Origin of the sequence: Mesorhizobium sp. M7A.F.Ca.US.008.03.1.1 (assembly GCF_003997495.1) — a bacterium.
Classification (GTDB): domain Bacteria; phylum Pseudomonadota; class Alphaproteobacteria; order Rhizobiales; family Rhizobiaceae; genus Mesorhizobium.
On the sequence record NZ_RZRU01000003.1, the window covers coordinates 1 to 24463 of the forward strand.

The 24463-nt window shown below is 63.9% G+C and carries 22 protein-coding genes, 1 tRNA gene and 1 pseudogene; 19 read left to right on the forward strand and 5 right to left on the reverse strand.

Annotated features, from left to right (window positions below):
* Positions 1 to 69, reverse strand: a pseudogene (locus EOA16_RS05600) ((d)CMP kinase); the annotation flags it as partial.
* Positions 70 to 158: 89 nt separating this feature from the next.
* Positions 159 to 1517 (reverse strand): 3-phosphoshikimate 1-carboxyvinyltransferase, encoded by a 1359-nt coding sequence (aroA, locus tag EOA16_RS05605; protein ID WP_127256236.1) that lies wholly within the window; start codon positions 1515 to 1517, stop codon positions 159 to 161.
* A 206-nt stretch (positions 1518 to 1723) separates the two neighbouring features.
* Here aroA and EOA16_RS05610 point away from each other — a divergent pair, with 206 nt between their 5' ends.
* Together EOA16_RS05610 and EOA16_RS05615 are read left to right on the forward strand one after the other, a co-directional pair.
* Positions 1724 to 2113 (forward strand): TIGR02300 family protein, encoded by a 390-nt coding sequence (locus EOA16_RS05610; RefSeq protein WP_013528180.1) that lies wholly within the window; start codon positions 1724 to 1726, stop codon positions 2111 to 2113.
* A 173-nt stretch (positions 2114 to 2286) separates the two neighbouring features.
* Positions 2287 to 2362 (forward strand) — tRNA-Ala (locus EOA16_RS05615).
* 192 nt (positions 2363 to 2554) lie between these two features.
* Here EOA16_RS05615 and dgoD read toward each other — a convergent pair.
* Both dgoD and EOA16_RS05625 read right to left on the reverse strand, forming a co-directional pair.
* Positions 2555 to 3703: a galactonate dehydratase gene (gene dgoD / locus EOA16_RS05620; protein ID WP_127256238.1), complete on the reverse strand. Its 1149-nt coding sequence runs from the start codon at positions 3701 to 3703 to the stop codon at positions 2555 to 2557.
* An 8-nt stretch (positions 3704 to 3711) separates the two neighbouring features.
* Complete coding sequence (locus EOA16_RS05625) at positions 3712 to 4401, reverse strand: FadR/GntR family transcriptional regulator (protein ID WP_245455880.1); 690 nt, start codon at positions 4399 to 4401, stop codon at positions 3712 to 3714.
* Between the two features lie 256 nt (positions 4402 to 4657).
* Here EOA16_RS05625 and EOA16_RS05630 point away from each other — a divergent pair, with 256 nt between their 5' ends.
* The 6 genes from EOA16_RS05630 to EOA16_RS05655 all read left to right on the forward strand — a co-directional run bounded on the left by EOA16_RS05630 (position 4658) and on the right by EOA16_RS05655 (position 11628).
* Positions 4658 to 5647: an arabinose ABC transporter substrate-binding protein gene (locus EOA16_RS05630; protein WP_027039820.1), complete on the forward strand. Its 990-nt coding sequence runs from the start codon at positions 4658 to 4660 to the stop codon at positions 5645 to 5647.
* A 69-nt stretch (positions 5648 to 5716) separates the two neighbouring features.
* Positions 5717 to 7228 (forward strand): L-arabinose ABC transporter ATP-binding protein AraG, encoded by a 1512-nt coding sequence (gene araG, locus EOA16_RS05635; RefSeq protein WP_127256241.1) that lies wholly within the window; start codon positions 5717 to 5719, stop codon positions 7226 to 7228.
* Between the two features lie 10 nt (positions 7229 to 7238).
* Positions 7239 to 8189 carry an L-arabinose ABC transporter permease AraH gene (gene araH, locus EOA16_RS05640; protein ID WP_127256242.1) on the forward strand — a complete coding sequence of 317 codons (951 nt, stop codon included), beginning with the start codon at positions 7239 to 7241 and terminating at the stop codon, positions 8187 to 8189.
* 15 nt (positions 8190 to 8204) lie between these two features.
* Entirely contained in the window at positions 8205 to 8984 is a 780-nt protein-coding gene (locus EOA16_RS05645) for an SDR family oxidoreductase (protein WP_127256244.1), read from the forward strand.
* A gap of 14 nt (positions 8985 to 8998) precedes the next feature.
* Positions 8999 to 10711, forward strand: a complete 1713-nt coding sequence (locus EOA16_RS05650) for an IlvD/Edd family dehydratase (RefSeq protein WP_127256245.1) — start codon at positions 8999 to 9001, stop codon at positions 10709 to 10711.
* A gap of 11 nt (positions 10712 to 10722) precedes the next feature.
* Positions 10723 to 11628: a dihydrodipicolinate synthase family protein gene (locus EOA16_RS05655; RefSeq protein WP_127256247.1), complete on the forward strand. Its 906-nt coding sequence runs from the start codon at positions 10723 to 10725 to the stop codon at positions 11626 to 11628.
* A gap of 61 nt (positions 11629 to 11689) precedes the next feature.
* Here the strand turns inward: EOA16_RS05655 and EOA16_RS05660 are convergent, their stop codons facing one another.
* The gene (locus EOA16_RS05660) at positions 11690 to 12364 is read right to left on the reverse strand and encodes a GntR family transcriptional regulator (protein WP_127256249.1); all 675 of its coding nucleotides are present in this window, start codon (positions 12362 to 12364) and stop codon (positions 11690 to 11692) included.
* Positions 12365 to 12753: 389 nt separating this feature from the next.
* On the opposite strand from EOA16_RS05660, the gene ssuD reads away from it, so the two are divergent.
* From ssuD to EOA16_RS05715, 11 genes are all read left to right on the forward strand, one after another.
* Positions 12754 to 13926 (forward strand): FMNH2-dependent alkanesulfonate monooxygenase, encoded by a 1173-nt coding sequence (gene ssuD / locus EOA16_RS05665; protein ID WP_127256251.1) that lies wholly within the window; start codon positions 12754 to 12756, stop codon positions 13924 to 13926.
* Positions 13923 to 15383 carry an FAD/NAD(P)-binding protein gene (locus tag EOA16_RS05670; protein WP_127256253.1) on the forward strand — a complete coding sequence of 487 codons (1461 nt, stop codon included), beginning with the start codon at positions 13923 to 13925 and terminating at the stop codon, positions 15381 to 15383. Before ssuD ends, EOA16_RS05670 begins: the two co-directional genes overlap by 4 nt.
* Positions 15384 to 15549: 166 nt before the next feature.
* Complete coding sequence (gene sfnG / locus EOA16_RS05675) at positions 15550 to 16653, forward strand: dimethylsulfone monooxygenase SfnG (protein ID WP_127256255.1); 1104 nt, start codon at positions 15550 to 15552, stop codon at positions 16651 to 16653.
* 114 nt (positions 16654 to 16767) lie between these two features.
* On the forward strand, positions 16768 to 17721 hold the full coding sequence (locus EOA16_RS05680) for an ABC transporter ATP-binding protein (RefSeq protein ID WP_127256257.1): 954 nt from the start codon (positions 16768 to 16770) through the stop codon (positions 17719 to 17721).
* The gene (locus tag EOA16_RS05685; protein WP_127256259.1) at positions 17718 to 18617 is read left to right on the forward strand and encodes a branched-chain amino acid ABC transporter permease; all 900 of its coding nucleotides are present in this window, start codon (positions 17718 to 17720) and stop codon (positions 18615 to 18617) included. Before EOA16_RS05680 ends, EOA16_RS05685 begins: the two co-directional genes overlap by 4 nt.
* A 3-nt stretch (positions 18618 to 18620) precedes the next feature.
* On the forward strand, positions 18621 to 19661 hold the full coding sequence (locus EOA16_RS05690) for a branched-chain amino acid ABC transporter permease (protein WP_127256260.1): 1041 nt from the start codon (positions 18621 to 18623) through the stop codon (positions 19659 to 19661).
* Between the two features lie 79 nt (positions 19662 to 19740).
* Positions 19741 to 21078: an ABC transporter substrate-binding protein gene (locus tag EOA16_RS05695; protein WP_127256262.1), complete on the forward strand. Its 1338-nt coding sequence runs from the start codon at positions 19741 to 19743 to the stop codon at positions 21076 to 21078.
* Positions 21079 to 21153: 75 nt separating this feature from the next.
* The gene (locus tag EOA16_RS05700) at positions 21154 to 21960 is read left to right on the forward strand and encodes an ABC transporter ATP-binding protein (protein WP_164754131.1); all 807 of its coding nucleotides are present in this window, start codon (positions 21154 to 21156) and stop codon (positions 21958 to 21960) included.
* A 24-nt stretch (positions 21961 to 21984) separates the two neighbouring features.
* Positions 21985 to 23232, forward strand: a complete 1248-nt coding sequence (locus tag EOA16_RS05705; protein WP_127256265.1) for an SfnB family sulfur acquisition oxidoreductase — start codon at positions 21985 to 21987, stop codon at positions 23230 to 23232.
* Between the two features lie 63 nt (positions 23233 to 23295).
* Positions 23296 to 23856: an FMN reductase gene (gene msuE / locus EOA16_RS05710; RefSeq protein WP_127256266.1), complete on the forward strand. Its 561-nt coding sequence runs from the start codon at positions 23296 to 23298 to the stop codon at positions 23854 to 23856.
* A gap of 119 nt (positions 23857 to 23975) precedes the next feature.
* Positions 23976 to 24461, forward strand: coding sequence for a hypothetical protein (locus EOA16_RS05715; protein ID WP_023811545.1), 486 nt, complete (start codon positions 23976 to 23978; stop codon positions 24459 to 24461).
* Positions 24462 to 24463 lie beyond the last annotated feature (2 nt).

A 24463-nucleotide genomic window follows, 5' to 3' on the forward strand; every position in this document is an offset into this window, starting at 1 on the left:
CCGTCGCGCCAGCGTGCCCTTGCCGGCGCCGGCCGGACCGTCGATGGCGATGGTGAAGGTGTGAGTCATTGACAGGCCAACGAAAAGAGCAGGCGTGGCGATCCTTCGCGCCCCCCTCTGTCCTGCCAGCGTGCCAAGGCTATTGGTTGCCACGACTCTCACCCGATCTCCGCCCCAAGCCCCTTCATCAGGCCCATGAATTCCGGGAAACTCGTCGCGATCATCGCGGCATCATCAATGGTCACCGGCTTTTCCGTCGCCAGCCCCATGACCAGAAAGCTCATGGCGATGCGGTGGTCGAGATGGGTCCGCACGGTGGTGTCCTGGCCGTTGGGATGGCCGCCCAACCCCTTGCCGCCCGGCTTGCCGCGTACGGCAAGCGAAGCCTCGCCCTCGGTGCAATCGACGCCGTTGAGCTTCAGCCCGTTGGCGACGGCCGACAGCCGATCGGATTCCTTCACCCGCAGCTCTTCCAGCCCTTGCATCAGCGTTTCACCCTCGGCGAAGCTGGCGGCGACCGCGAGCACCGGATACTCGTCGATCATCGACGGTGCCCGCTCGGGCGGCACGATGACGCCCTTCATCTCGGAATAGCGCACCCGCAAATCGGCGACATCCTCGCCGCCGGCATTGCGCGGGTTCAGGATGTCGATCTTGCCGCCCATTTCCTGCAGCGTCAGCAAAAGCCCGGTGCGGGTCGGGTTCATCAGCACGTTTTCGATTGTGATGTCCGAACCCGGCACGATCAGTGCGGCCACCAGCGGGAAGCCGGCCGAGGACGGGTCGCCCGGCACCGCGATCGTCTGGCCGGTCAGTCTGCCCTGGCCTTCGATGAAGATGTGGCGGACGCCGCGTTCGTCGGTTTCGACCGACAGATTGGCGCCAAACCCCTTCAGCATCTTTTCGGTGTGGTCGCGTGTCATCACCGGCTCGATCACCGTGGTGATGCCGGGCGTGTTGAGGCCGGCGAGCAGCACTGCGGACTTCACCTGCGCCGAGGCCATCGGCACGCGATAGGTGATCGGCGCCGCATGCTTGGGTCCATGCAGCGTGATCGGCATGCGGTCGCCCGGCGTCGCCTTCAGCACCTGCACGCCCATCTGGCGCAACGGTTCCAGCACGCGGCCCATCGGCCGGCCCGAGAGCGAGGCATCGCCGATGAAGGTCGTCTCCATGTCATAGGTGCCGACAAGGCCCATGGTCAGCCGCGAACCGGTGCCGGCATTGCCGAAATCGAGCGGGCCTTCCGGCTGCAGCAGCGCGCCATTGCCGGTGCCGCGGATCACCCACTCGGCGCCATGCTTCTCGGTATGCGCGCCCATTGCCTTCATGGCCGCACCCGTGCGCATCACGTCCTCGCCTTCGAGCAGGCCGGTGATGCGGGTCTCGCCGGAGGCGAGGCCGCCGAACATGAAGGAACGGTGCGAGATCGACTTGTCGCCCGGCACGCGCGCGGTGCCGGAAAGGGCTGGGGATCGGCGGGCGGTGGCCGGCTTGGGGGCGGCGGCGTGAGACATGGAATTTCCCTGGACGGAATGCCGGCAGGCCGGCGCTTTTCATTTGTTGTGGCGGTCTCGTATCACGGCGGGCCGAAATGGTCATCCCCCATGGTCGTCACTGACGCGACGCCTTTCAACGTATGGTTTTGTGACGCCGGCTTTTCGCTTTGACAGCGCTGCAAACTGTGGTTAAGGGGACCACTCTTTTATTGACGAGGCTTGCCGTGGCAAAAACCGAACTTGGCACAAAACGTATCGACCCGGAGACGGGCCGAAAATTCTACGACCTGAACAAGGACCCGATCGTCTCGCCCTACACCGGCAAGACCTATCCGCGTTCCTATTTCGAGGAAGGCAAGATTGCCGCTCTCGAGGAGGAAGAGGAAGTGGCCGAGAAGGAAGTGGACGCCGAGGAAGAAGAAGGCGTTGAGGTCGTCTCGCTCGAAGAGGCTGATGAGGACGTCAAGGGCGACGACCTGCCGGATCTTGGCGACGACGAGGACGACGTCGATCTCGGCGACGACGAGGACGACACCTTCCTCGCCGACGAAGAGGAAGAAGATGACGACGTTGCCGACATGATCGGCGTCGGCGACGACGACGACGAGGTTTGATCGGGCCTTGAAAGCGGGCATTTGCAGGCTTTCGCGGCCTGCAAAGAAAAAGCGGCTCTCGAAGGCTTGATATCTGAGAAGGGCGGGGTTAGAAGCCGCCTGCACTAACGGCGCGGTCTCCAACTCGCGCCGGATCTCTTCGCCGGAAACGGCGCCGGTTGACTGCCGGAAGTGGGGCCATAGCTCAGTTGGGAGAGCGCTTGAATGGCATTCAAGAGGTCGTCGGTTCGATCCCGATTGGCTCCACCAAACAGTCCCTCTGCAATTCGCAGCCGATGAATGTGCCGCACTGAGGTCATCTGCGTTTGATGGTCAGTTCAGGCAACGCCGCTGAAAGCGCCTCCATCAAACGGAACGAACGAGCCATTTCTCGAGAGCAACTGCTCGCCGGACAAAGTCTTCACTGTTCATGGAGCGCTTAGTGACTGAAAGCCAGCCCGATCACCACTCGGCGAAGGAGCCGTCCTTGTGGCGCCAGATCGGATTGCGCCAGCGGTGGCCTTCTTTAGCGCGTTCCTTGACATACTCTTCGTCGATCTCGACACCGAGGCCTGGGCCGTCGGGGATGGCGACATAACCATCCTCGTAGCGGAAGACGTCCTTGTTGGCGGCGTAGTCGAGCAGGTCGTTAGCGGCGTTGTAGTGGATGCCGAGGCTCTGCTCCTGGATGAAGCAGTTGTAGCTGACGGCGTCGAGCTGCAGGCATGCGGCAAGGGCGATTGGCCCGAGCGGGCAGTGCGGCGCCACGGCGACGTCATAGGCTTCCGCCATCGCCGCGATCTTGCGGCATTCGGTGATGCCGCCGGCATGCGAGAGGTCGGGCTGGATGATGTCGACGACGCCCTCCTCGAACACCGACTTGAAATCCCAGCGGCTGTAGAGGCGCTCGCCGAGCGCAATCGGCGTCGAGCCGAGCGCGGCGATCTCCTTCAGCGCCTCGCGGTTTTCGCTGAGCACCGGCTCCTCGATGAACATCAGCCTGTAGGGCTCCAGCTCCTTGACCAGGGCGCGCGCCATCGGCCGGTGCACGCGGCCATGAAAATCGACAGCGATGCCTATGTTGGGTCCGACCGCGTCGCGCACCATGGCGACGCGTTCGACAGCAGCGTCTATTCTGTCGTGGCTGTCGACGATCTGCAGTTCCTCGGTGCCGTTCATCTTCAACGCCAGGAAACCGCGCGCAACCATTTCCTTCGCACCAGCGGCCACTTCGGCCGGCCGGTCGCCGCCGATCCAGGAATAGACCTTGATCGTGTCGCGCAGCTTGCCACCGAGCAGCTCGTGCACGGGCACGCCGAGCGCCTTGCCCTTGATGTCCCACAGCGCCTGGTCGATGCCGGCAATTGCGCTCATCAGGATCGGCCCGCCACGATAGAAGCCGCCGCGGTGCATCACCGTCCAGTGATCCTCGATCAGGCGGGGATCCTTGCCGATCAGATAATCGCCAAGCTCCTTGACCGCTGCCTCGACGGTCAGCGCCCGGCCTTCGACGACCGGCTCGCCCCAGCCGGTGACGCCGGCATCGGTTTCGATCTTCAGGAACAGCCAGCGCGGCGGAACGATGTAGGTGGTGAGCGAGATGATTTTCATGCGCAGTCTCAGTTGCTCTTGAGTTTCTTGGCGCTGACGAGGTCGCGCGCCGCGAGGTCGAGGATCTTGTTTGCTGCCCCACGCGCCGCCTCGGCGTCGCGCATGCGCAGCGCTTCGACCACCTCGCGGTGCGCCGCAACGGCCTCCATGCGCCGGTCGAGCGAAATCACCGCCGTCGCCTCCAGCGAGAATTTCAGCCCTGCGTCGATCAGATTGCCGATCTGGCGAAAGATCGGGTTGTGGCTCGCGGCGTAGACGATCTGGTGGAAGGCGATGTCGCTGCGCGAGAAGGCGGCGAGATCCTCGCCCGCGCCCGCCATGCCGCGCCATGCGGCTTCGAGATCGGCGATCTCCTGCAGCGTCGCGCGCGTGGCAGCCAGTTCGGCAACCAGCGGTTCGATGGCGCGGCGCGTTTCGAGGATGGCATCGAAGAGCTTGTCGTCCAGTGCATGCGGCGCGTGCCAGGCCAGCACCTGTGGGTCGATGATATTCCAGTCGTCCTCGTTGCAGACGATCGTGCCGACGCGTGGCCGCGACAGCACCAGCCCCTTTGCCGCCAACACTTTCAAGGCCTCACGGATGACGGTGCGGCTGACGCCGTATTCGACGCCGAGTTCGTTTTCGGTCGGCAGTGAGGAGCCGGCCGGATAGCGCCCGGAAAAGATGTCCGAGGCAATCGCCTTGGTCACGTCGGGCATGACGCGCGGGCGGCGAGTGGCTGTGTCGCCTTGCGGTTTCTTCAAAGTCCCGGTCACCTCAGCCCTCCTCCAAGGCGGCGAACCGCTGGTTTCGCACAATCGGTCCGGCCTTAACGGATGCGGATCAATTGCGCCAGCGATCGCTGGTCAGAGCATGTACCTTAATTATCATACAAGATCAATTGACGAGTATGATAAAAGCGACTAGAGACTCGGCATCCGGGCTGGGCGCCCGGTCTATCGCTGGGAGGTAATCATGCGACTTTTGAAGACCGCGCTCGTCGCGGGCGCGCTTGCCGTGCTGTCCGTCACGACCATCGCTGCATATGCTCAGGACACCAAGATCGGTTTCATCGTCAAACAGCCCGAGGAACCGTGGTTCCAGGACGAATGGAAGTTCGCCGACCAGGCCGCTAAGGAAAAAGGCTTTACCCTGGTCAAGATCGGCGCCGAGGACGGCGAGAAGCTGATGTCGGCGATCGACAATCTCGGCGCCCAGGGCGCCCAGGGCTTTATCGTCTGCACGCCCGACGTGAAGCTTGGCCCCGGCATCGTCGCCAAGGCCGCCGCCAACAATCTCAAGCTGATGACCGTTGACGACCGCCTGGTCGGCGCCGACGGCAAGGCGCTGGAAGACGTGCCGCATATGGGAATCTCGGCAACCAAGATCGGCGAGGCCGTCGGCCAGGCGATCGTCGACGAAATGAAAGCGCGCGGCTGGAAGGCCGACGAGGTTGGCGCCATCCGCGTCTCCTACGACCAACTGCCGACCGCGGTCGATCGCGTCGAAGGTGCCATCTCGGTGCTGAAGGCAAACGGCTTCAAGGCCGAGAACATTTTTGACGCCCCGCAGGCCAAGACCGACACGGAAGCTGCCCTCAACGCAGCGACGGTCGTGCTCAACGCACATGCCGACATCAAGAAGTGGGTCTCCTTCGGTCTCAACGACGAGGCCGTGCTGGGCGCGGTGCGTGCTTCGGAAAGCGTCGGCATCCCCGCTGATAGCGTGATCGGCGTCGGCATCGGCGGGGCGGATTCGGCGATCAACGAGTTCAAGAAGCCGACCGCCACCGGCTTCGTCGGCACGGTGATCATCTCGCCGAAGCGCCATGGCTACGAGACGGCGCTCAACATGTATGACTGGGTTGCCAACAACAAGGAACCGGAGAAGCTGATCCTGACCTCGGGTGCGCTCGCCAAGCGCGACGACTACCAGAAGGTCCGCCAGGGCCTCGGCATCGAATAATCCTCCCTGTACAAACAGGCGGCGGCTCAACCCGCCGCCTGTTTGTCATGGCATAAGAAGGATCGGCCCGTGTCCTTTCTCGACTTCTCGCACATCACCAAGACCTATCCGGGCGTCAAGGCGCTGTCGGACGTGTCGTTCGGCGTCGACAAGGGCGCCGTGCACGGCCTGATGGGCGAGAACGGCGCCGGCAAATCCACCCTGATCAAGATCCTGTCCGGCGACCAGCATGCCGACGAGGGCGAGATAAGCATCGACGGCAAGGTCCAGGCCTATGCCTCGACCCGGGATGCCTTCGACAATGGTGTCATCGTCATCCACCAGGAACTGCAGCTCGTTCCTGAACTCACCGTCGCCGAAAATCTCAGCCTCGGACGTTTCCCCGCCAACGCCGGTATCATCGCCGGCCGCCGGATGCTGGGCGACGTCGGCGCCAAGCTGAAATCGGCCGGCATCGACATCGACATGCGCCGCAAGGTCAAGACGCTGTCCATCGGCGAACGCCAGATGGTCGAGATCGCCAAGGCGGTCATGCTCGACGCACGCGTCATCGCGCTGGACGAGCCGACCTCGTCGCTGTCCTCGCGCGAAAGCGAAATCCTGTTTGCCCTGATCGACCGCCTGCGCGGCGAGGGCAAGGTCATCATCTACGTTTCGCACAGGCTCGACGAAGTGTTCCGGCTCTGCGACAGCCTGACCGTGCTGCGCGACGGCAAGCTCGCGGCGCACCACGCTTCGCTGAAAGGCGTCACCCGCGATCAGGTCGTCGCCGAGATGGTCGGCCGCGAGATTTCGGATATCTGGGGTTTTCGCGAACGAAAAACGGGCGATGTCCGCCTGAAGGTCGACGCTCTCAGCGGCCCCAAACTGAAGACGCCGGCCAGTTTCGAGGCGAGGGCAGGCGAGATCGTCGGCTTCTTCGGCCTGATCGGCGCAGGGCGCTCGGAACTGATGCGGCTGGTCTATGGCGCCGATCCGCGTACGGGCGGCACCATCACCGTCGACGGCAAGCTGGTCCGTGCCACCGATCCGCGTGGCATGATCCGGGCCGGCATCGTGCTGTGCTCGGAGGATCGCAAGCATGACGGCATCATCCAGGGCCGCTCGGTCGAGGAGAACATCAACATCTCGTCGCGGCGCCATCACGCGCGCTTCGGCGTGCTGAACCGCGCCAGCGAGATCGCCACCGCCGAAACCTTCATCAAGAAGCTCAAGGTGCGCACGCCCTCGCGCAAGCAGGACATCATCAACCTCTCCGGCGGCAACCAGCAGAAGGTCATCCTCGGCCGCTGGCTGTCCGAACAGGGCGTGCGGGTCCTCATTGTCGACGAGCCGACCCGCGGCATCGACGTCGGCGCCAAATCGGAAATCTACGAATTGCTCTACCAGCTTGCCCAGGACGGCATGGCGATCGTCGTCGTCTCGTCCGAACTGCCGGAAGTGATGGGCATCTGCGATCGCATTCTGGTGATGTGCGGCGGCCGCGTCAGCGCCGAACTCACCCGCGACCAGTTCGCCGAAAGGGCGATCCTGGCCGCTGCACTTCCCGATCAGAAAACCCCCGACGCGATCGCATCCTGAGGACTTTGGCATGACCGACCAGTTGAAAAAAATCCTGCTCGGCGAACAGGGCCTCGTCGTCATCTTCGTCGTCGCCTTCGCGCTGGTGTCGCTCTTGGTGCCGAACTTCCTCACCGACCGCAACATGCTCGGCCTGCTGCAGTCGGTGGTCACCGTCGGCATCGTCGCCTGCACCATGATGTTCTGCCTTGCCGCGCGTGACTTCGACCTGTCGGTCGGCTCCATCGTCGCCTTTGCCGGCATGGTCGCGGTGATGGCGTCGAATTACACCGGCTCGATCCTGCTCGGCCTGCTGGCGGCAATTGCCTGCGGCGCCTTCGTGGGCTTCATCAACGGTGTCGTCATCGCCAAATTCCGCATCAACGCGCTGATCACGACACTGGCCACCATGCAGATCGTGCGCGGGTTTGCGCTGATTGCGTCCGACGGCCGTGCCGTCGGTATCAACAGCCCGGATTTTTATCAGCTCGCGCTGTCGAAACTGCTCGGCATACCGACGCCTGTCTGGGTGCTCGCCATCCTGTTTTGCATCTTCGGCTTCGTCCTCAACCGCACCGTCTTCGGCAAGAACACGCTGGCCATCGGCGGCAATCCCGAGGCCTCGCGCCTTGCCGGCGTCAATGTCGACCGGACGCGCATCTGGATATTCGCGCTGCAGGGCGTCGTCTGCGGCATCGCCGGCATCCTGCTCGCGTCGCGCATCACTTCCGGGCAGCCCAACGCTGCGGTCGGGCTCGAGCTTTCGGTCATCTCGGCCTGCGTGCTCGGCGGCGTCTCGCTTGCCGGCGGCCGCGCCACCATGTCGGGCGTCATCGTCGGCGTACTGATCATGGGTATCGCCGAGAACGCCATGAACCTGCTCAATATCCCGGCCTTCTACCAGTACATCGTGCGTGGCGTGATCCTGCTGCTGGCCGTGCTGCTCGACAATCTGCGCTCGTCGGCACTGGGCCGGCGTTAGGCTGGAGGAACAAAAATGGCTGGGCGCCTTTCCGGCAAACGCATCTTCCTGACCGGTGCCGCGCAAGGCATCGGGCTCGCCATCGCCGAGGCCTGCCTAGCCGAAGGCGCAAGACTGTTCCTGGTCGACCGCGACGGCGCACTGCTGGACAAGGCCGTCGCCGGCCTCGCCGCACCGCAAGGCCGTGTCGGGCGTGTTGTAGCCGACATAAGCGACAGCGCCGCGATTGCTGCTGCCGTCAGCCAAGCGAACGCCGAGATCGGCCCGATCAACGCGCTGATCAACAATGCCGGGGTCAATGTGTTCTCGACTCCGCTCGAGGCGACCGAGGAAGAGTGGAACCGCAACTTCGACGTCAACGTCAAGGGAGCCTGGAACTGCAGCAAGGCGGTGCTGCCGGGCATGATCGCGAGCGGCGGCGGCGCCATCCTCAACATCGCCTCGACGCACAGCTTCACCATCATCCCGCACACCTTCCCCTATCCGGTCGCCAAGCACGCGCTGCTTGGCCTGACCAAATCGCTGGCACTCGAATATGCGGCGCAAGGCGTGCGCGTGAACGCGCTGGCGCCGGGCTATGTCGAGACGCAGAAGGCCATCGACTACTGGAACAGCTTTCCCGATCCGGCAGCGGCACGCACCAACACCATGGCGCTGCATCCTGGCGGCCGCATCGCCACGGCGCCCGAGATCGCGCTGGCCGCGGTGTTCATGATTTCCGACGAGTGCCCGTTCATGAACGCGGCGACCCTCGTCGTCGATGGTGGACTGAACCAGCTCCAGCATCCCGTCTGAATTCCGGGAAAACCATGACCAAGAGACGATCGCAGCACTGGTTCGGGGGCCAAGGCAAGGATGCCTTCATCCACCGCAGCTGGATGAAGAACAACGGCCTGCCCGACGACGCCTTCGACGGCCGCCCGGTGATCGGCATCTGCAACACATTTTCCGAATTCACGCCGTGCCATGTGCATTTCCGTGGCCTGATCGAACACATCAAGGCGGGCGTGCTGGAGGCCGGCGGTCTGCCGCTGGAATTCCCGGTCTTCTCCTGCGGCGAATCCAATCTGCGCCCGACGGCGATGCTGTTTCGCAACCTCGCTTCGATGGATGTCGAAGAAGCAATCCGCGGCAATCCGATGGATGGCGTCGTGCTGATGGCCGGCTGTGACAAGACCACGCCGTCGCTGGTCATGGGCGCGGCCTCCTGCGACCTGCCGTCGATCGTCATCTCCGGCGGGCCGATGCTCAATGGCCGCTTCCAGGGCCGCGAGATCGGCTCCGGCACCGATGTGTGGAAGTTTTCGGAAGACGTTCGCGCCGGTGTGATGAGCGAGCAGGATTTCGCCAATGCCGAGAGCGCCATGTCGCGCTCGCCGGGCCACTGCATGACCATGGGCACGGCCTCGACCATGGCCTCGATGGTTGAGGCGCTCGGCCTGGCACTGCCCGGCAACGCCGCCTATCCCGCCGTCGACGCGCGCCGCAGCCGCATCGCCCGCATGACCGGGCGGCGCATCGTCGAGATGGTCAATGAGGATTTGCGCCCGTCGGCCATCCTCACGAGGGCAGCCTTCGCCAACGCCATCCGCGTCAATGGTGCCATCGGCGGCTCGACCAATGCGGTCGTGCATCTGCTGGCGATTGCCGGCCGCGTCGGCACCGACCTGACGCTGGACGATTGGGATCGATATGGCCGCGATGTGCCGACCATCCTCGACCTGATGCCGTCCGGCCGCTTCCTGATGGAGGATTTCTGCCACGCCGGCGGCATTCCGGCTGTTATGAAGGAGATCGCCGATCTGCTCGATCTCGACGCGCTGACCGTCGCCGGCAAGAGCGTGCGCGACAACATCAGGGATGCCCAAAACTACAATCCGGAGGTGATCCGCCCGCGCGACAAAGCGCTCACGCCGCAGGGCGGCATTGCGGTGCTGCGCGGCAATCTGGCGCCCGATGGTGCCATCATCAAGCCGTCCGCCGCGTCGCCAGCCCTGATGAAGCATCGTGGCCGCGCTGTCGTCTTCGAGGACATCGACGACTACAAGGCGCGCGTCGACGACCCCTTGCTGGACATCGACGAGGCGTCGATCATGGTGTTGAAGAATTGCGGGCCGAAGGGCTATCCTGGCATGGCCGAAGTCGGCAACATGGCGCTGCCTCGAAAGCTGCTGAAGCAAGGCGTCCGCGATATGATCCGCATCTCCGATGCCCGCATGTCGGGCACCGCCTTCGGCACCGTCGTTCTGCATGCCGCGCCCGAAGCCGCTATCGGCGGCCCGCTGGCGCTGGTCCGGAGCGGCGACTTCATCGAGCTCGACGTCGAAGCAAGAAAGCTGCATCTCGACGTGTCGGAACAGGAGTTGGCGCGGCGTCGTGAATCCTGGCTACCGCCCGTCCCGGCGATGCGCGGCGGCTATCAGGGCCTCTACGTCGACCGTGTTCTGCAGGCGGACCGCGGCGCCGATCTCGACTTTCTCGTCGGATGCCGTGGCCACGCCATTCCACGCGAAAGCCATTGAGGTCGACCAGCATGCCCAATTTCCGGCCTGACGATTTCCACGGCATTCACGCCATTCTCTACGCGCTCTTTGACGTGAACGAACAGCTGGACCGCGCGGCGATGCGTCGGCAAGTCGAGATCTGCCTGGCGACCGGCGTGCACGGCATGGCGGCGCTCGGCCTGGCGACGGAAGTCGCCAAGCTGACCGGCGCCGAGCGCCGGACGATCATGGACTGGACGGCGGAAGACACCGCCGGAAAAGTGCCGCTCGCCTTCACCATCTTCGGCTCTTCGGTGGCCGAGCAGATCGCACAGGTTCGGCACGCCGAAAGCGTGGGAGCGGATTGGGTGATCCTGCAGCCGCCGCCGGTCGGATCCTATGGTGCGCCGGAATACATCAGGTTCTTCGGCCGCGTCGCCGAGGCGACCGACCTGCCGGTGGCGATCCAGAACGCGCCGGCCTTTTTCGGGCGCGGCCTGTCATCGGACGAAATCCGCGGACTCGTCACGCTGCATCCCAACATCAGGCTGATCAAGGGCGAGGGTCCGGTCACCGATATTGCCGGATTGATCGAACGCACCGAAGGCCGCATGCCGGTTTTCAACGGACGCGGCGGCCTGGAGCTGGTCGATAATTTCCGCATCGGTTGCCGCGGCATGATCCTGGCGCCGGATTGCGTCGACTATGCCGTGCGCGCCTATCATGCGTTCCGCGCCGGAGACGAAGTCACGGCCGAGGCTGAATATACAAGAATGTTGCCGGCAGCCGTCTTCGTCATGCAAGGCATCGAAAACCTGATCTGCTACGGCAAGCGGCTGTTCGGCGCTCGTATCGGCATCCCGATACACGACCGGGCTCCCGCGATGCGACCCAGCGAGATCGGCCTTGCGATGGTGGCGCGCTTTGCGGCTGGCCTCGGCCGGTTGCCGGGCTAAACGGCAATTCCCGCTAATAGGTCGTCCGCCCGACCCGCGACAATATCAGCGGGTCCTGAGGCTAACCGAGAAGGTCGGCCGCGACTTCGAGCGTGTTGCGCAACGAGGTCTCGAGATGGCGTTCCATCGCCTGCGCGGCGCCCTCGGCATCGTGAAGCTTCAAAGCCGCGAAGATGGCTTCATGCTGCTCGATCGTCTGTTCGCCATAGCCTGGCTTCGGAATGACGAGATGGCGGCCGCGGTCCATCTGCGCCTTGGAGATGTCTACGGCTCTCCAGATCATCGGCAGGCCGCAGATTTCGGCGATGGTGCGGTGAAAGACATCGTCAAGTTGTATCGCGGTGGCATATCTGCCCTGCGATATGGCAAGCCGGTGCGCCGCGATATTGTCTTCCAGCAATTCGCCGGCTGCCGGTGAGAACTTGGCGGCCGCGCGTCGGGCGCTTTCCATCTCCAGGGCCCGGCGGATGACGTAGGCTTCTTCCAGGTCGGCCCGGCTGATCGGCGCGACATAAATGCCGGTCTGCGCCAGGATGTTGACCAGACCCTCGTCGCTGATGCGCTTGACCGCTTCGCGCACTGGGGTACGCGAAACACCGAGCGCTTCCGCGATGGCCACCTCGTTGATCACTTCCCCGGGCCTCATCTGTCCGACGACGATCAGGTTGCGAATCTGATGATAGATCTGATCGCGGAGCGGAAGAGCCCTATTGAGCGCCGAAGGATCCAGGTCCATGGGAAATCCGTGGCTTAAGTCGCCGGAAATGGTCAGTTTGGAATGAAAATCAGAAAGCCTCTAATAAGAGGGGCGGCTCGGACGTGCAACTCGCCCATGGCTTCCGGAATCTGATGCCGAGGACAACAGACCAGCCGCCGGGGGAGGGACCTGGCCGCCCGAGGAAGGCGTGGCAGCCAGTGAATTCGGATTCGGGCGGATGGAGAGAATTTCTAATTCCGTCAGCGGATTTAGAATAAACTAACTCTACAGAGTTTGTGGAATAAGCAATCTGCACCGGCGATCTGGTTTCCACCCGGACAGGACCACGCCATGCCCACTCTTTCGCATCAGCCACCCGCCAAAGCAGGCATATCCGGCCGCCTTCGCCAGGCAGCGGGAGAAAAGCCATGAGCCGGGCCGTGCCTGATCGCATCAAGGTGCTCTGGTTTCTGCCGACGCATGGCGACAGCCGCTATCTCGGCACAGCCGAGGGCGGCAGATCGGTCGATCTGCCGTATCTGACGCAAGTGGCAAAGGCTGCCGACACGCTCGGCTACTATGGCGTGCTGTTGCCGACCGGCCGCTCGTGCGAGGATTCCTGGGTGATCGCATCGGCTCTTGTGCCGATGACCGAACGCTTGCGTTTCCTTGTCGCCGTGCGGCCCGGCCTGCAGTCGCCGACGCTCGCCGCACGAATGACTGCGACTCTCGACCGCATCTCCAATGGCCGCCTGCTGATCAACGTCGTCACCGGCGGCGATCCGCTGGAGAACAAGGGCGACGGCATCTTCCTGTCGCATGCCGAGCGCTACGAGGTGACGCAGGAGTTCTTGCAGATCTACAAGCGGGTGCTGAGCGGTGAGACGGTCGAGCACGACGGCAAGCATTTCCGCATCGAGGATGGAAGGCTGCTGTTTCCGCCGGTGCAGACGCCCTATCCGCCGCTCTATTTCGGCGGCTCGTCCGACGCTGGATCCGTGGTGGCGGCGCAGGAGATCGACAAATACCTGACCTGGGGAGAGCCGCCAGCCGATGTCGAGCGCAAGCTGGACGGCATGCGTGAACTGGCGCAGAAGGCCGGCCGCAAGCTCTCCTTCGGCATTAGGCTGCATGTCATCGCCCGCGAAACCACCGAGGAGGCCTGGGCCGCCGCCGACAGGCTGATCAGCCGGCTCGACGATGCGACGATCGCCTCGGCGCAGAAGGTCTTTGCCCGCATGGATTCGGTCGGCCAGGCGCGGATGAGCGCACTGCATGGCGGCAATCGCGCCAAGCTCGAGATCGCCCCCAACCTCTGGGCCGGTGTCGGCCTGGTGCGCGGCGGCGCGGGGACGGCACTTGTCGGCGACCCCGACACGATCGCTGAGCGCATCGACGAATACCGGCGCCTCGGCATCGATACCTTCATCCTTTCCGGCTATCCGCATCTCGAAGAAGCCTATCGCTTCGGCGAGCTGGTGCTGCCGAAACTGCCGACCGACCATCCGGTCAAGGCGACCGGCTCGTCCGTCAACACCGGCCCGTTCGGCGAGACCATCGCCGGCGACCACCGGCCGAAGTCGCTCGCCAGCGCCTCGTGAACTTGCTTCCTCCGTCCTTGCGGATGCGCGTCGCCATCATTGGCGGTGGCTTTTCCGGTGCGGCGGTGGCGTGGCACCTGGCGCAACTGCATCGGCCGGAGCGCATTTCCATTTCCGTGATCGAGCCGCGACCCTTGCTTGGCGGTGGCCTTGCCTATTCCAGCGAGGAACCGTCGCATCGGGTCAATGTCCCCGCGGTCAGGATGAGCATGGCTCCCGACGACCCGCAGCATTTTGCACGCTGGTTGACTGGCAGCGGAGAACTCGAACACGACCCGGATGCCATCTGGAAGAACGGCGACGCTTTTCCGCGCCGGCGCGTGTTCGGCCGCTACGTAGCCGAGCATCTGGCGCCGTATCTCAGTTCCGGCCTTGTCCGTCATCTCGAAGGTCCCGCCATTCGCGTGACGCGCGAGACGGATGGCGCGGGTTGGACGGTGCACACGTCCAGTGGGCCGGTCGCCGCCGACATCGTCGTCCTCGCAGCGACGCATCCGCGGCCCGGAGTTCCCAACGCGCTGGCCTCGCTGACGGAAGCGCCGGGTTTCATCGCCGACCCATACGCATCCGCAGCGCTTTCAGGGATCGGGCCGGACGCCTCGGTGCTGATCGTCGGCTCCGGGCTGACCTCTGCCGACATGGTCGCCGAACTTGACCGTCGTGGCCATCGTGGCCGCATCCTCACGCTGTCGCGCCACGGCTTACGCTCGCGCGGACACCCCGATGTCAGGGGTGAGCCTTTTGGCGATTTTGCATCCGCGCCCGCCATGACGGCGCTCGGCCTGCTCAGGACAATTCGCGCGATGCTGGCAGCGGCAAGGGCGGCCAATGTCAACTGGCAGTCGGTCTTCGATCAGCTGCGCCTGCAGGGGCCGGTGCTGTGGGCCGCACTTGCCCCGCCGGAGCGGGCAAGGCTGGTCCGCCAGTTGCGCGTGTTCTGGGACGTGCATCGCTTCAGGATTGCGCCGCAGGTCGCCGCCGTGCTCGACCGGCGTCATGCGACCGGCACGTTTGCCACCATTGCCGCCAGGCTTGTCGCGTCGAACGATGAGGACGGCAGCCTGGCTGTCAGCTTTCAACGGCGCGGGCAGACCCGGATCGAGACGGCGCGCTTCGATGCTGTCATCAACACCACGGGTCCGGCCCATGGGCAGGCACTGCAGCTGAACCCGGCGCTAAACTCACTGGCGGAAGGCGGCTTGATCAGGACGGACCAATACGGACTGGGCATCGAGACAAGTCTCGACAGCCGCGCGATCGGCCTGGACGGGGAGGCGGTCGCGACACTCCTGGTCGCCGGCCCGCTGGCACGAGGGACTTTCGGCGAGCTCATGGGTCTGCCCGAAGTCGCCCGCCATGCCCAGGCGGTCGCGGTTGAAATTGCCAAGCTGCTGGCAACGCTGCCGTCAGCGCAGGCCATCGGTGCCAATGCCGCGCACCGCTCACTCGCGAGCTGACACCTGCGGGCCGGGGTCGACAGCGAGAATTGGTATTTTCGTCCCAAAAGGGCCTCAAAAACGGAAAATCCTTCTTTGTATATATATTCTATAAACATAATAAATATCAGGGAAATCCGGCGCGGCCGGAGCGATTAACGACACCGCCTGAAATGGGAGACAGTTCATGGCACACGCAGAAGCCGACGCGATCAAATTCGCCTACTGGGTGCCGAATGTTTCGGGCGGCCTGGTGATTTCCAACATCGAGCAGCGCACCAATCATTCGGCCGAGTACAATCGCAAGCTGGCGCAGATCGCCGAGAAATCAGGCTTCGATTACGCGCTCAGCCAAATCCGGTTTACCGCCGGCTACGGCGCCGATGAGCAGCATGAATCGGTGGCGTTCAGCCATGATCTGCTGGCGGCGACCACCACGCTCAAGGTCATCGCGGCGCTGCTGCCCGGACCATGGAACCCGGCGTTGGCGGCCAAGCAGATCGCCACCATCAGCTATCTCACCAATGGCCGTGTCGCGATCAACCTCGTCTCCGGCTGGTTCCGCGGCGAGTTCCACGCCATCGGCGAACATTGGCTCGACCATGACGAGCGCTACCGCCGCTCGGAAGAATTCATCCGTGCGCTGCGCGGAATATGGACTGAAGACAGCTTCACCTTCCGTGGCGATTTCTACCGCTTCAACGACTATTCGCTGAAGCCGAAGCCGCTGCAGCCGCTGCCCGAAATCTTCCAGGGCGGCTCGTCGCGCGCCGCGCGCGACATGGCATCGCGCGTCTCGGACTGGTACTTCACCAACGGCAACACCCCGGCCGAGATCGCCAAGCAGGTGGATGATATCCAAGCCAAGGCGAAGGCCAACAACCATTCCGTCAAGGTCGGCGTCAACGCCTTCGCGGTCGTCCGCGAGACCGAGGACGAGGCCAGGGCGGTGCTCGCCGAAATCATCGCCAAGGCCAACCCCGAAGCGGTCAACGCCTTTGGCCACGAGGTGAAGAATGCCGGCAAGGCCTCGCCGGAGGGCGAGGGCAATTGGGCGAAATCCTCCTTCGACGATCTGGTCCAGTACAATGACGGCTTTCGCTCGAACCTGATCGGCACGCCGAGGCAGGTCGCCGAGCGCATCGTCGACCTGAAGCGCGCAGGTGCGGATCTCATCCTGCTCGGCTTCCTGCATTTCCAGGAAGAAGTCGAGTATTTCGGCAAGCACGTCATCCCGCTCGTCCGCGAACTGGAAAACGCCGAGGCGGCAGCGTCGCTGGCGGCGGAATAGTCACCCCATAGGCTGGCCGGACAAGCACCGGCCGGCACACCAATGAAAGTACCCGGCGCGCTCGATCCATCGAGCGGCATCGAGGATTTGCGCGCCTAATCGAGGACGACTGGAATGCCGTTGCCCAGCTATGCCCTAGGAGTGATGGACGCCTCGGTCTACGCGCCGGAGGTTTTTGCGCGCGGCCTGCCGTCAACCTTGCGCCAGGAGCAGCAGCCCCAAGGCAGCGGCGAGCCGGCGGGCTCCGTTGCCGCCGCCGCCGCTCCGCTGCTGTCGCTTCAGGGCATCGGCCTGTCCTTTGGCGGTGTCGTTGCGCTGGCCGATATCGATCTGTCGGTTCAATCAGGCGAGATCCGCGCCATCATCGGTCCGAACGGCGCCGGCAAAAGCTCGCTGATCAACGTCATCAGCGGCGTCTACCGGCCGGATCGCGGCCATGTCGAGCTCGACGGCGCCGTCTATGCCCAGGTGCCGACGCAGCGGCTGGCGCATCTCGGCGTCGCCAGGACATTTCAGAACCTCGCACTGTTCAAAGGCCTCAGCGTTCTCGACAATGTCGCTTCCGGCCTCGCCTACAAGGTCCGCTCCAACTTTGCCGGCCAGGTGCTGGGCATCGGCCTTTCGCGCGACGAGCAGCGCGACTCCCTGAGCCGTGCCGAACAGATCCTCCAATTCCTCCATCTCACCGCCATTCGCGATCGTCTTGTCGGCACACTGCCTTATGGGCTGCAGAAGCGGGTCGAACTGGCCCGCGCGCTGGTGGCCGAGCCGCGCCTGCTTCTGCTCGACGAGCCGATGGCCGGCATGACGGCGAGCGAAAAGAGCGAGATGGCGGCTTTCGTCCGTGCCGCGCGCGATCGTTTCGCCACCACCGTGGTGTTGATCGAGCATGATGTCGGCGTCGTCATGGACCTGTCCGACCGCATCGCCGTTCTCGATTACGGCCGCAAGATCGCCGACGCCACGCCCGACGAAGTCAGGAACGACCAGCGCGTCATCGATGCGTATCTCGGCGGCGCCTCGGACAATGAGGGCACCTCCAGCAATGAGGAGGGGGCAGGCATATGATCGCCGATTTCGACTACCAGTTCTTCATCGAAGTGCTCGTCGGCGGCCTGCTCTCCGGCGTCATGTACTCGCTGGTCGCGATCGGCTTCGTGCTCATCTACAAGACCTCGGGCGTGCTCAATTTCGCGCAAGGCGCGATGTTGCTGTTTGCGGCACTCACCTTCGTCAGCCTTGTCGAGCGCGGCATTCCGTTCGCGCTGGCGCTGGTTGTTACCTTCGCCATCATGGTGGCGATGGGTGTCGCCATCGAGCGCACGGTGCTGCGGCCACTCACCAACAAGCCGCCGATCACGCTGTTCATGGCGACGCTCGGCCTGTCCTACATCATCGAGGGTGCCGCGCAGCTGATCTGGGGCACGCAGGTCCATGGCCTCGACCTCGGCATCGAGGACGTGCCGCTGGAAATCGGCGGCGTGCTGATCAGCCAGTTCGACATCTTCGCCGCCGTGGTGGCCGCCGGCATGGTTCTCCTGCTGTCGCTGTTCTTTCGCTACACTCGCATCGGACTGAGCTTCCGCGCTGTCGCCGACGACCAGTTCGCGGCCCTCGCGGTCGGCCTCAGGCTACCCTTGATCTGGGCGACCGTATGGGCTGCCGCCGGCCTCGTCGCCCTGGTGGCCGGACTGCTTTGGGGTGCACGCCTCGGCGTGCAGTTCTCTCTCTCGCTGGTGGTGCTGAAGGCGCTGCCGGTGCTGGTGCTCGGCGGCTTCGACTCCATCCTCGGCGCCATCGTCGGCGGGCTCTTGATCGGCGCCAGCGAGAAGCTCGCCGAGGTCTATATCGGCGACTATTTCGGTGGCGGCATCGAGAGCTGGTTCGCCTATGTCGTCGCGCTCGTCTTCCTGCTGATCCGTCCTTCCGGCCTGTTCGGCCAGAGGCTCGTCGAGAGGATCTGAGCGATGACCGCGATATCAAGCGATTTCTCCTCCGTGCCGGTGCTGCCGAAATGGATCGTGCCCGTGCTGTTGCTCGCCTTCGCCTATGGCGTCGTGCCGCTGATCGGCTCGAGCTATCTGTTCGAGGCCATCCTGCTGCCGTTCCTGGCGCTCAGCCTCGCCGGCGTGGGCTTGAACATCCTCACCGGCTATGCCGGCCAGGTGTCGCTGGGGAGCGCTGCCTTCATGGCGGCCGGCGCCTTCGCCGCCTACAATTTCAACCTACGCGTCGAAGGCCTGCCGTTGATCGGCAGCATCTTCCTGGCCGGCATCGTCGCCGCCGCGATCGGCATCGTCTTCGGCCTGCCCAGCCTGCGGCTGAAGGGTTTTTATCTCGCGGTCTCGACGCTTGCCGCGCAGTTCTTCGTGCAATGGGCGCTGACCAAGTTCAGCTGGTTCTCCAACAACTCGGCGTCCGGCGTCATCGACGCGCCGAGACTGTCGATTTCAGGCTACGCGCTGGACGGCGCCATCGGCCGCTATCTCTTCGCGCTGACCATCGTCACAGTGCTGACCTTCCTTGCCTATCGGCTGGTCACGTCGCAGACCGGGCGCAATTTCATCGCCATCCGCGACAATGAAACCGCCGCCCGCATCATCGGCATCCCGGTTCTGAAGACCAAGCTCCTGGCCTTTGCCATCTCATCCTTTATCATCGGCGTTGCCGGCGTCATCTGGGCCTTTGCGTATCTGCGGACCGTCGAGCCGGATGGCTTCGATCTCGACCGCTCGTTCCAGATCCTGTTCATCATCATCATCGGCGGCCTGGCTTCGATCCGCGGCGCGTTTTTCGGCGCCGCCCTCATCGTGGTCTTTCCGCTTGGCTTATCGCGCCTCGGCGGCTTCCTGCTTGGCGATCTCTTTGACTCCGGCGTGCTCGACATGAGCCAGCGCATCGTGCTGGGCGCGCTCATCATCCTGTTTCTGATCCTCGAACCCGACGGGCTGGTGGCGCTGTGGGACAGGATCCGAAGACGGCTCCTGTTCGCCTGGCAGTCGACTTGAGCGATGCACTGAAATGAATCCCATCCGAAAAATGAACAAGGGGCCGAACAAGAAGGCCCATACCGGGAGTACCTCGACCATGACTTTCCTCAGCACAATCAAGGCGGCGGCGCTGTCCGCGGCGATGATCGTGTCGGTGGCCTTGCCCGCCGCGCACGCCGACGAACAATATTTCCCGCTGCAGAGCTATCGTGTCGGGCCTTATGCGGCCGGCGGCACCGGCTTCTTCGGCGGTTTCATCGACTATCTCAACCTCATCAACATCCGCGACGGCGGCGTCAATGGCGTCAAGCTGACCTGGGACGAATGCGAGACCCAGTACGAGGTCGAGCGCGGCGTTGAATGCTACGAGCGGCAGAAGAGCCATGCCGGCGCCGCCGCCTGGAACCCGCTTTCGGTCGGCATCGCCTATGCCATGATCGATCGCATCACCGCCGACAAGGTGCCGCTGATCACCGTCAACCACGGCCGCACCGACTCCACCGACGGGCGGGTGTTTCCCTACGTCTTCCCGCTGCTGCTCAATCCCTACAGCGAGACATCAGGCATCGTGAACTATATCGCCTCCAAGGAAGGCGGCATCGACAAGTTGAAGGGCAAGAAGATCGTCGTGCTCTATCACGGCTCGCCCTACGGCAAGGAGACTATCCCGATCTATGATTTGCTGGCGCAGAAATACGGCTTCACCGTGCAGCAGATCGAGGTGCCGCATCCCGGCAACGAGCAGCAGTCGCAGTGGCTGACCATCCGCCGCGCCAAGCCGGATTTCGTCGTCCTGCGCGGCTGGGGCGTGATGAACCCGGTGGCGCTGAAGACGGCGGTCAAGGTCGGCTACCCCGTCGATCACATCGTCGGCAACGTCTGGTCGAATTCTGAAGAGGACGTCATCCCGGCCGGCGACGCCGCAAAGGGTTACACCGCCATCACCACGCAGGCTTCGGGCAACTCCTACCCGGTGGTTCAGGAGATAGTGAAGACGGTCTACGGCGCCGGCAAGGGCAACCTTGAAGACAAGTCGCGCATCGGCTCGGTCTACCACAATCTCGGCATCGTCAACGGCATCCTCAATGTCGAGGCGATCCGCGTCGCGCAGGAGAAGTTCGGCCATCGCACGCTGACCGGCGACGAGGTCCGCTGGGGCTTCGAGCATCTCAAGCTTGATCCGGCCAAGGTCGAGGCGCTCGGCGCCAAGGACCTGTTCCACTCGATCAATGTCAGCTGGGATAACCATGAAGGCGAAGGCTACGTGACCTTCCAGCAGTGGGACGGCAAGAAGTGGAACGTCGTCTCCGACTGGATCGCGCCCGACTGGGCGCTGCTGCGGCCGATCATCGAGAAGTCCGCCGAGGCCTACGCGGCCGAGAAGGGCATCAAGCTGCGCACCGCCGACGATGCCAATGCGGTGACCACCAACTGATCAACCAAAGCCGGGCGCTGCGGACAACTTTCCGCAGCGCCCGGCTGTTCATCGAACCACGCAATGAGAGCCCCTATGCCGGACGATGACGTCATTCTTGCCGTGGACACGGTCCATGCCACCTACAACCACGCCATCACGGCGCTGCATGGCGTCAGCTTCGAACTCAGGCGCGGCCAGATCCTGGCCCTGCTCGGAGCCAACGGCGCCGGCAAGACCACGACGCTGAAGGCCGTCTCCAACCTGCTGCCCGCCGAACGCGGCCAGGTCAATGCCGGCACCATCCGCTATGAAGGCTCCGATGTCTCGCGCCGCAAGCCGGGCGATCTGGTGCGCGCCGGGCTGGTCCAGGTGCTGGAAGGCCGCCACTGTTTCAAGAGCCTCACTGTCGAGGAAAATCTGGTTGCCGGCGGCATCGGCCGCAGCGGCAGCCGCGCCGAGATCAATGGAGATCTCGAGCGGATCTACGGCTATTTCCCGAGGCTTCAGGAAAAGCGTCGGACATTGTCCGGCCTGACTTCGGGCGGCGAACAGCAGATGACCGCGATCGGCCGGGCGCTGATGTCGCGGCCGCGGCTGCTGGTCCTCGACGAACCGTCGATGGGGCTCGCCCCGCTCATCGTCCAGGACATCTTCCAGAGCCTGAGAAAACTCAACCGCGAGACCGGCCTGTCGATCCTGGTCGCCGAGCAGAATTCGGCGGTCGCGCTGCGATATGCCGACCATGCCACCGTCCTCGAAAACGGCGTCTCCGTTCTCTCTGGCACCGCCGCCGAGCTTCGCCAGCGCGAGGACATCAGGGCCTTCTATCTCGGTCAATCGAACCCCGGGCAACAAGCGTCACCCGCCACCAAGCCCGCCCATCTCCATGCCGTGGCCTGAAACGAAATCCGAAGGAGTATTCAAATGACCGTTTCGACCGTCAAGACCGACCACGCTTCCGCCGCCGTGCCGCCAGTCGCGCGGCCAACCGTGCCTGCGCACATCATCAAGGACGACGCCGAGGCGATTGCGGTTGCCCATGCGCTCGCCGCCGAATTCGTCAAGGACTCCTCCCGGCGCGACCGTGAGCGGATCTGGCCGGTCGCCGAACTCGATGCGTTCTCGCAAAGCGGCCTGTGGTCGATCAATGTGCCCAAGGCATTCGGCGGGCCCGAGGTGTCCTATGCGACGCTGGCAAAGGTGATCGAGATCATCTCGGCCGCCGATTCCTCGATCGGCCAGGTTGCGCAGAACCATCTCGGCGTCGTCGCCGCCGTCCGCACCGTGTCCGATCCGGACCAGCAGAAGCTGCTGTTCGCCGAAGCGCTGAAGGGCACGCGGTTCGGCAACGCCTTTTCCGAGTTCGGCTCCAAGCGCGCTGCTGATTTCGAGACCCGCTTCACCGATGCCGGCGATCATGTCGTCGTCAACGGCCGGAAATTCTATTCGTCCGGCGCGCTGCTGGCCCATCTGGTGCCGATCGTGGCGCTCGATGACGAGGGCCGCGCCTGGTACGCCATCGCCGACCGCGGCGCGCCCGGCCTGACGGTCATCGACGACTGGTCGAGCTTCGGCCAGCGCACCACATTGTCCGGCACCGTCATCATCGACAACGTCAAGGTGCCGAAGACTTTTCTGGTGCCCGGCTACAAGGGCTACGACAGACCGACCGCCGACGGCGCCATCTTCCAAATCATCCAGGTGGCGGTCGACACCGGCATCGCCCAGGCGGCGATCGACGAGACGGTTCACTTCGTCAGGACCAAAAGCCGCGCCTGGATCGACAGCGGCGTCGACAACGCCTGGGACGATCCCTACACCATCCAGGCCATCGGCGACCTGACGCTGCGCCTGCACGCGGCGCAGGCGCTGCTCGAAAAGGCCGGTCATGCGATCGACCGGGCAGTGATCGACCCGACCGCCGAGACGGTGGCGCATGCGCAGATAGTCACCGCCGAGGCGAAGATACTGTCGACCGAGATCGCCATTGCCGCCACCAACAAGCTGTTCGAACTTGCGGGAACCCGCTCGACGCTGGCCGAACACAATCTCGACCGGCATTGGCGCAACGCGCGCACGCACACGCTGCACGATCCGGTGCGCTGGAAATATTCCATCCTCGGCAAATATTTCCTCAACGGCGAAAATCCGCCGCTGCACGCCTGGAGCTGATTTCCCACCGGCGGGCGGGCGGGCCGCCACGTCAAACCTTCGACCATCCAAGAGGCTACTGCCATGTCAAATCCAACAGTCGTCGGCTTTTCCGGCAACATCACCAGGCCGTCAAAGACGCGCGCTTTCGTCGATCTGGTCACCAGGGACATCGCCGCCAGCCACGGCCTGTCGGCGAGCACCTATGATATCGAAGATCTCGGTCCATCGCTGGGAACGGCGAAATGGGCCCGCGATCTCGACGGCCAAGCACGCGCGATCCTGGAACAAATCCTCGCCGCCGACGTGCTCGTCGTCGGCTCGCCGACCTACAAGGGCAGCTATACCGGGCTGTTCAAGCATTTCTTCGACCTGATCGATCCGGCAGCATTGCGGGGAAAGCCCATCGTGTTGACGGCGACCGGCGGTGGCGAGCGCCATGCCCTGATCGTCGAACATCAGCTGCGGCCGTTGTTCGGCTTCTTCGAGGCCTTCGCCCTGCCAACCGCCGTCTACGCTACCGACAAGGATTTCACCGACGGCGTGCTGCGCTCCGAGGCCATCCTGAAGCGTGCGGCGCAGGCGGTTGACGAGGTCGGCTTCGTGCTGGCCAACCGCTCGGCCGGCAGGATCGCCGCCGAATAAATTGCCGTCGCCAGATTGCGCCGCGATCGAAATAAGCGAGGGCAGCTCCCTTCGCTTACGCGCAGTTTACGACCGCCCGCTAAAACGTTCCTGTCTGATTCGTCTGGTACAGGAACGTCATGAGCAAAGCCCTTACATCCTTCGCACTCGTTGCCGTGCTGACCGCCTTGCTCATGGCGTTGAGCCTGGCTGTGGCCAGGCACGGTTATCCCTATGGCGCGATCGGCGTCAGGCGCCTTGACGGCATTGCCGATGCCGGCGTGTTCATCCCGATTGCCGCTGTCTATTTCTTCAGCGCGATGCTGATGATGATCCTGCCGATCAGGGCGGCCGGCATTGTCCTGACCCACGCCGCCGACGCCCTCTTCTGGACCGTGATCGCGCTGTTTGCGACCATCGTCGGCTGTCTGGTCGCCAGATGGGCGTTCGGCCAGGGCAGTGCCGTGTGGGCGCTGCTGAACTGGCGGTTCCTGTTTGCGGCGGCGATTGTTGGTTGTCACTTCGTCATGAACGAGCTGCGCCGCAACGTGCTGCTACGCAGCCTGTTCTTCGTGGTGTTTGCCGCTGCGACGCTGGCCTGCCTGTTCTGGTCGTTCACGCTTTGACG

What these genes read in the sequence shown, in the direction of transcription:
- aroA (WP_127256236.1), bottom strand. Translation starts at nt 1,517, where the DNA reads ATGTCTCACGCCGCCGCCCCCAAGCCGGCCACCGCCCGCCGATCCCCA.
- dgoD (WP_127256238.1), bottom strand. Translation starts at nt 3,703, where the DNA reads ATGAAAATCATCTCGCTCACCACCTACATCGTTCCGCCGCGCTGGCTG.
- EOA16_RS05625 (WP_245455880.1), bottom strand. Translation starts at nt 4,401, where the DNA reads ATGCCCGACGTGACCAAGGCGATTGCCTCGGACATCTTTTCCGGGCGC.
- EOA16_RS05630 (WP_027039820.1), top strand. Translation starts at nt 4,658, where the DNA reads ATGCGACTTTTGAAGACCGCGCTCGTCGCGGGCGCGCTTGCCGTGCTG.
- araH (WP_127256242.1), top strand. Translation starts at nt 7,239, where the DNA reads ATGACCGACCAGTTGAAAAAAATCCTGCTCGGCGAACAGGGCCTCGTC.
- EOA16_RS05645 (WP_127256244.1), top strand. Translation starts at nt 8,205, where the DNA reads ATGGCTGGGCGCCTTTCCGGCAAACGCATCTTCCTGACCGGTGCCGCG.
- EOA16_RS05650 (WP_127256245.1), top strand. Translation starts at nt 8,999, where the DNA reads ATGACCAAGAGACGATCGCAGCACTGGTTCGGGGGCCAAGGCAAGGAT.
- EOA16_RS05655 (WP_127256247.1), top strand. Translation starts at nt 10,723, where the DNA reads ATGCCCAATTTCCGGCCTGACGATTTCCACGGCATTCACGCCATTCTC.
- EOA16_RS05660 (WP_127256249.1), bottom strand. Translation starts at nt 12,364, where the DNA reads ATGGACCTGGATCCTTCGGCGCTCAATAGGGCTCTTCCGCTCCGCGAT.
- ssuD (WP_127256251.1), top strand. Translation starts at nt 12,754, where the DNA reads ATGAGCCGGGCCGTGCCTGATCGCATCAAGGTGCTCTGGTTTCTGCCG.
- sfnG (WP_127256255.1), top strand. Translation starts at nt 15,550, where the DNA reads ATGGCACACGCAGAAGCCGACGCGATCAAATTCGCCTACTGGGTGCCG.
- EOA16_RS05680 (WP_127256257.1), top strand. Translation starts at nt 16,768, where the DNA reads ATGCCGTTGCCCAGCTATGCCCTAGGAGTGATGGACGCCTCGGTCTAC.
- EOA16_RS05685 (WP_127256259.1), top strand. Translation starts at nt 17,718, where the DNA reads ATGATCGCCGATTTCGACTACCAGTTCTTCATCGAAGTGCTCGTCGGC.
- EOA16_RS05690 (WP_127256260.1), top strand. Translation starts at nt 18,621, where the DNA reads ATGACCGCGATATCAAGCGATTTCTCCTCCGTGCCGGTGCTGCCGAAA.
- EOA16_RS05695 (WP_127256262.1), top strand. Translation starts at nt 19,741, where the DNA reads ATGACTTTCCTCAGCACAATCAAGGCGGCGGCGCTGTCCGCGGCGATG.
- EOA16_RS05700 (WP_164754131.1), top strand. Translation starts at nt 21,154, where the DNA reads ATGCCGGACGATGACGTCATTCTTGCCGTGGACACGGTCCATGCCACC.
- EOA16_RS05705 (WP_127256265.1), top strand. Translation starts at nt 21,985, where the DNA reads ATGACCGTTTCGACCGTCAAGACCGACCACGCTTCCGCCGCCGTGCCG.
- msuE (WP_127256266.1), top strand. Translation starts at nt 23,296, where the DNA reads ATGTCAAATCCAACAGTCGTCGGCTTTTCCGGCAACATCACCAGGCCG.
- EOA16_RS05715 (WP_023811545.1), top strand. Translation starts at nt 23,976, where the DNA reads ATGAGCAAAGCCCTTACATCCTTCGCACTCGTTGCCGTGCTGACCGCC.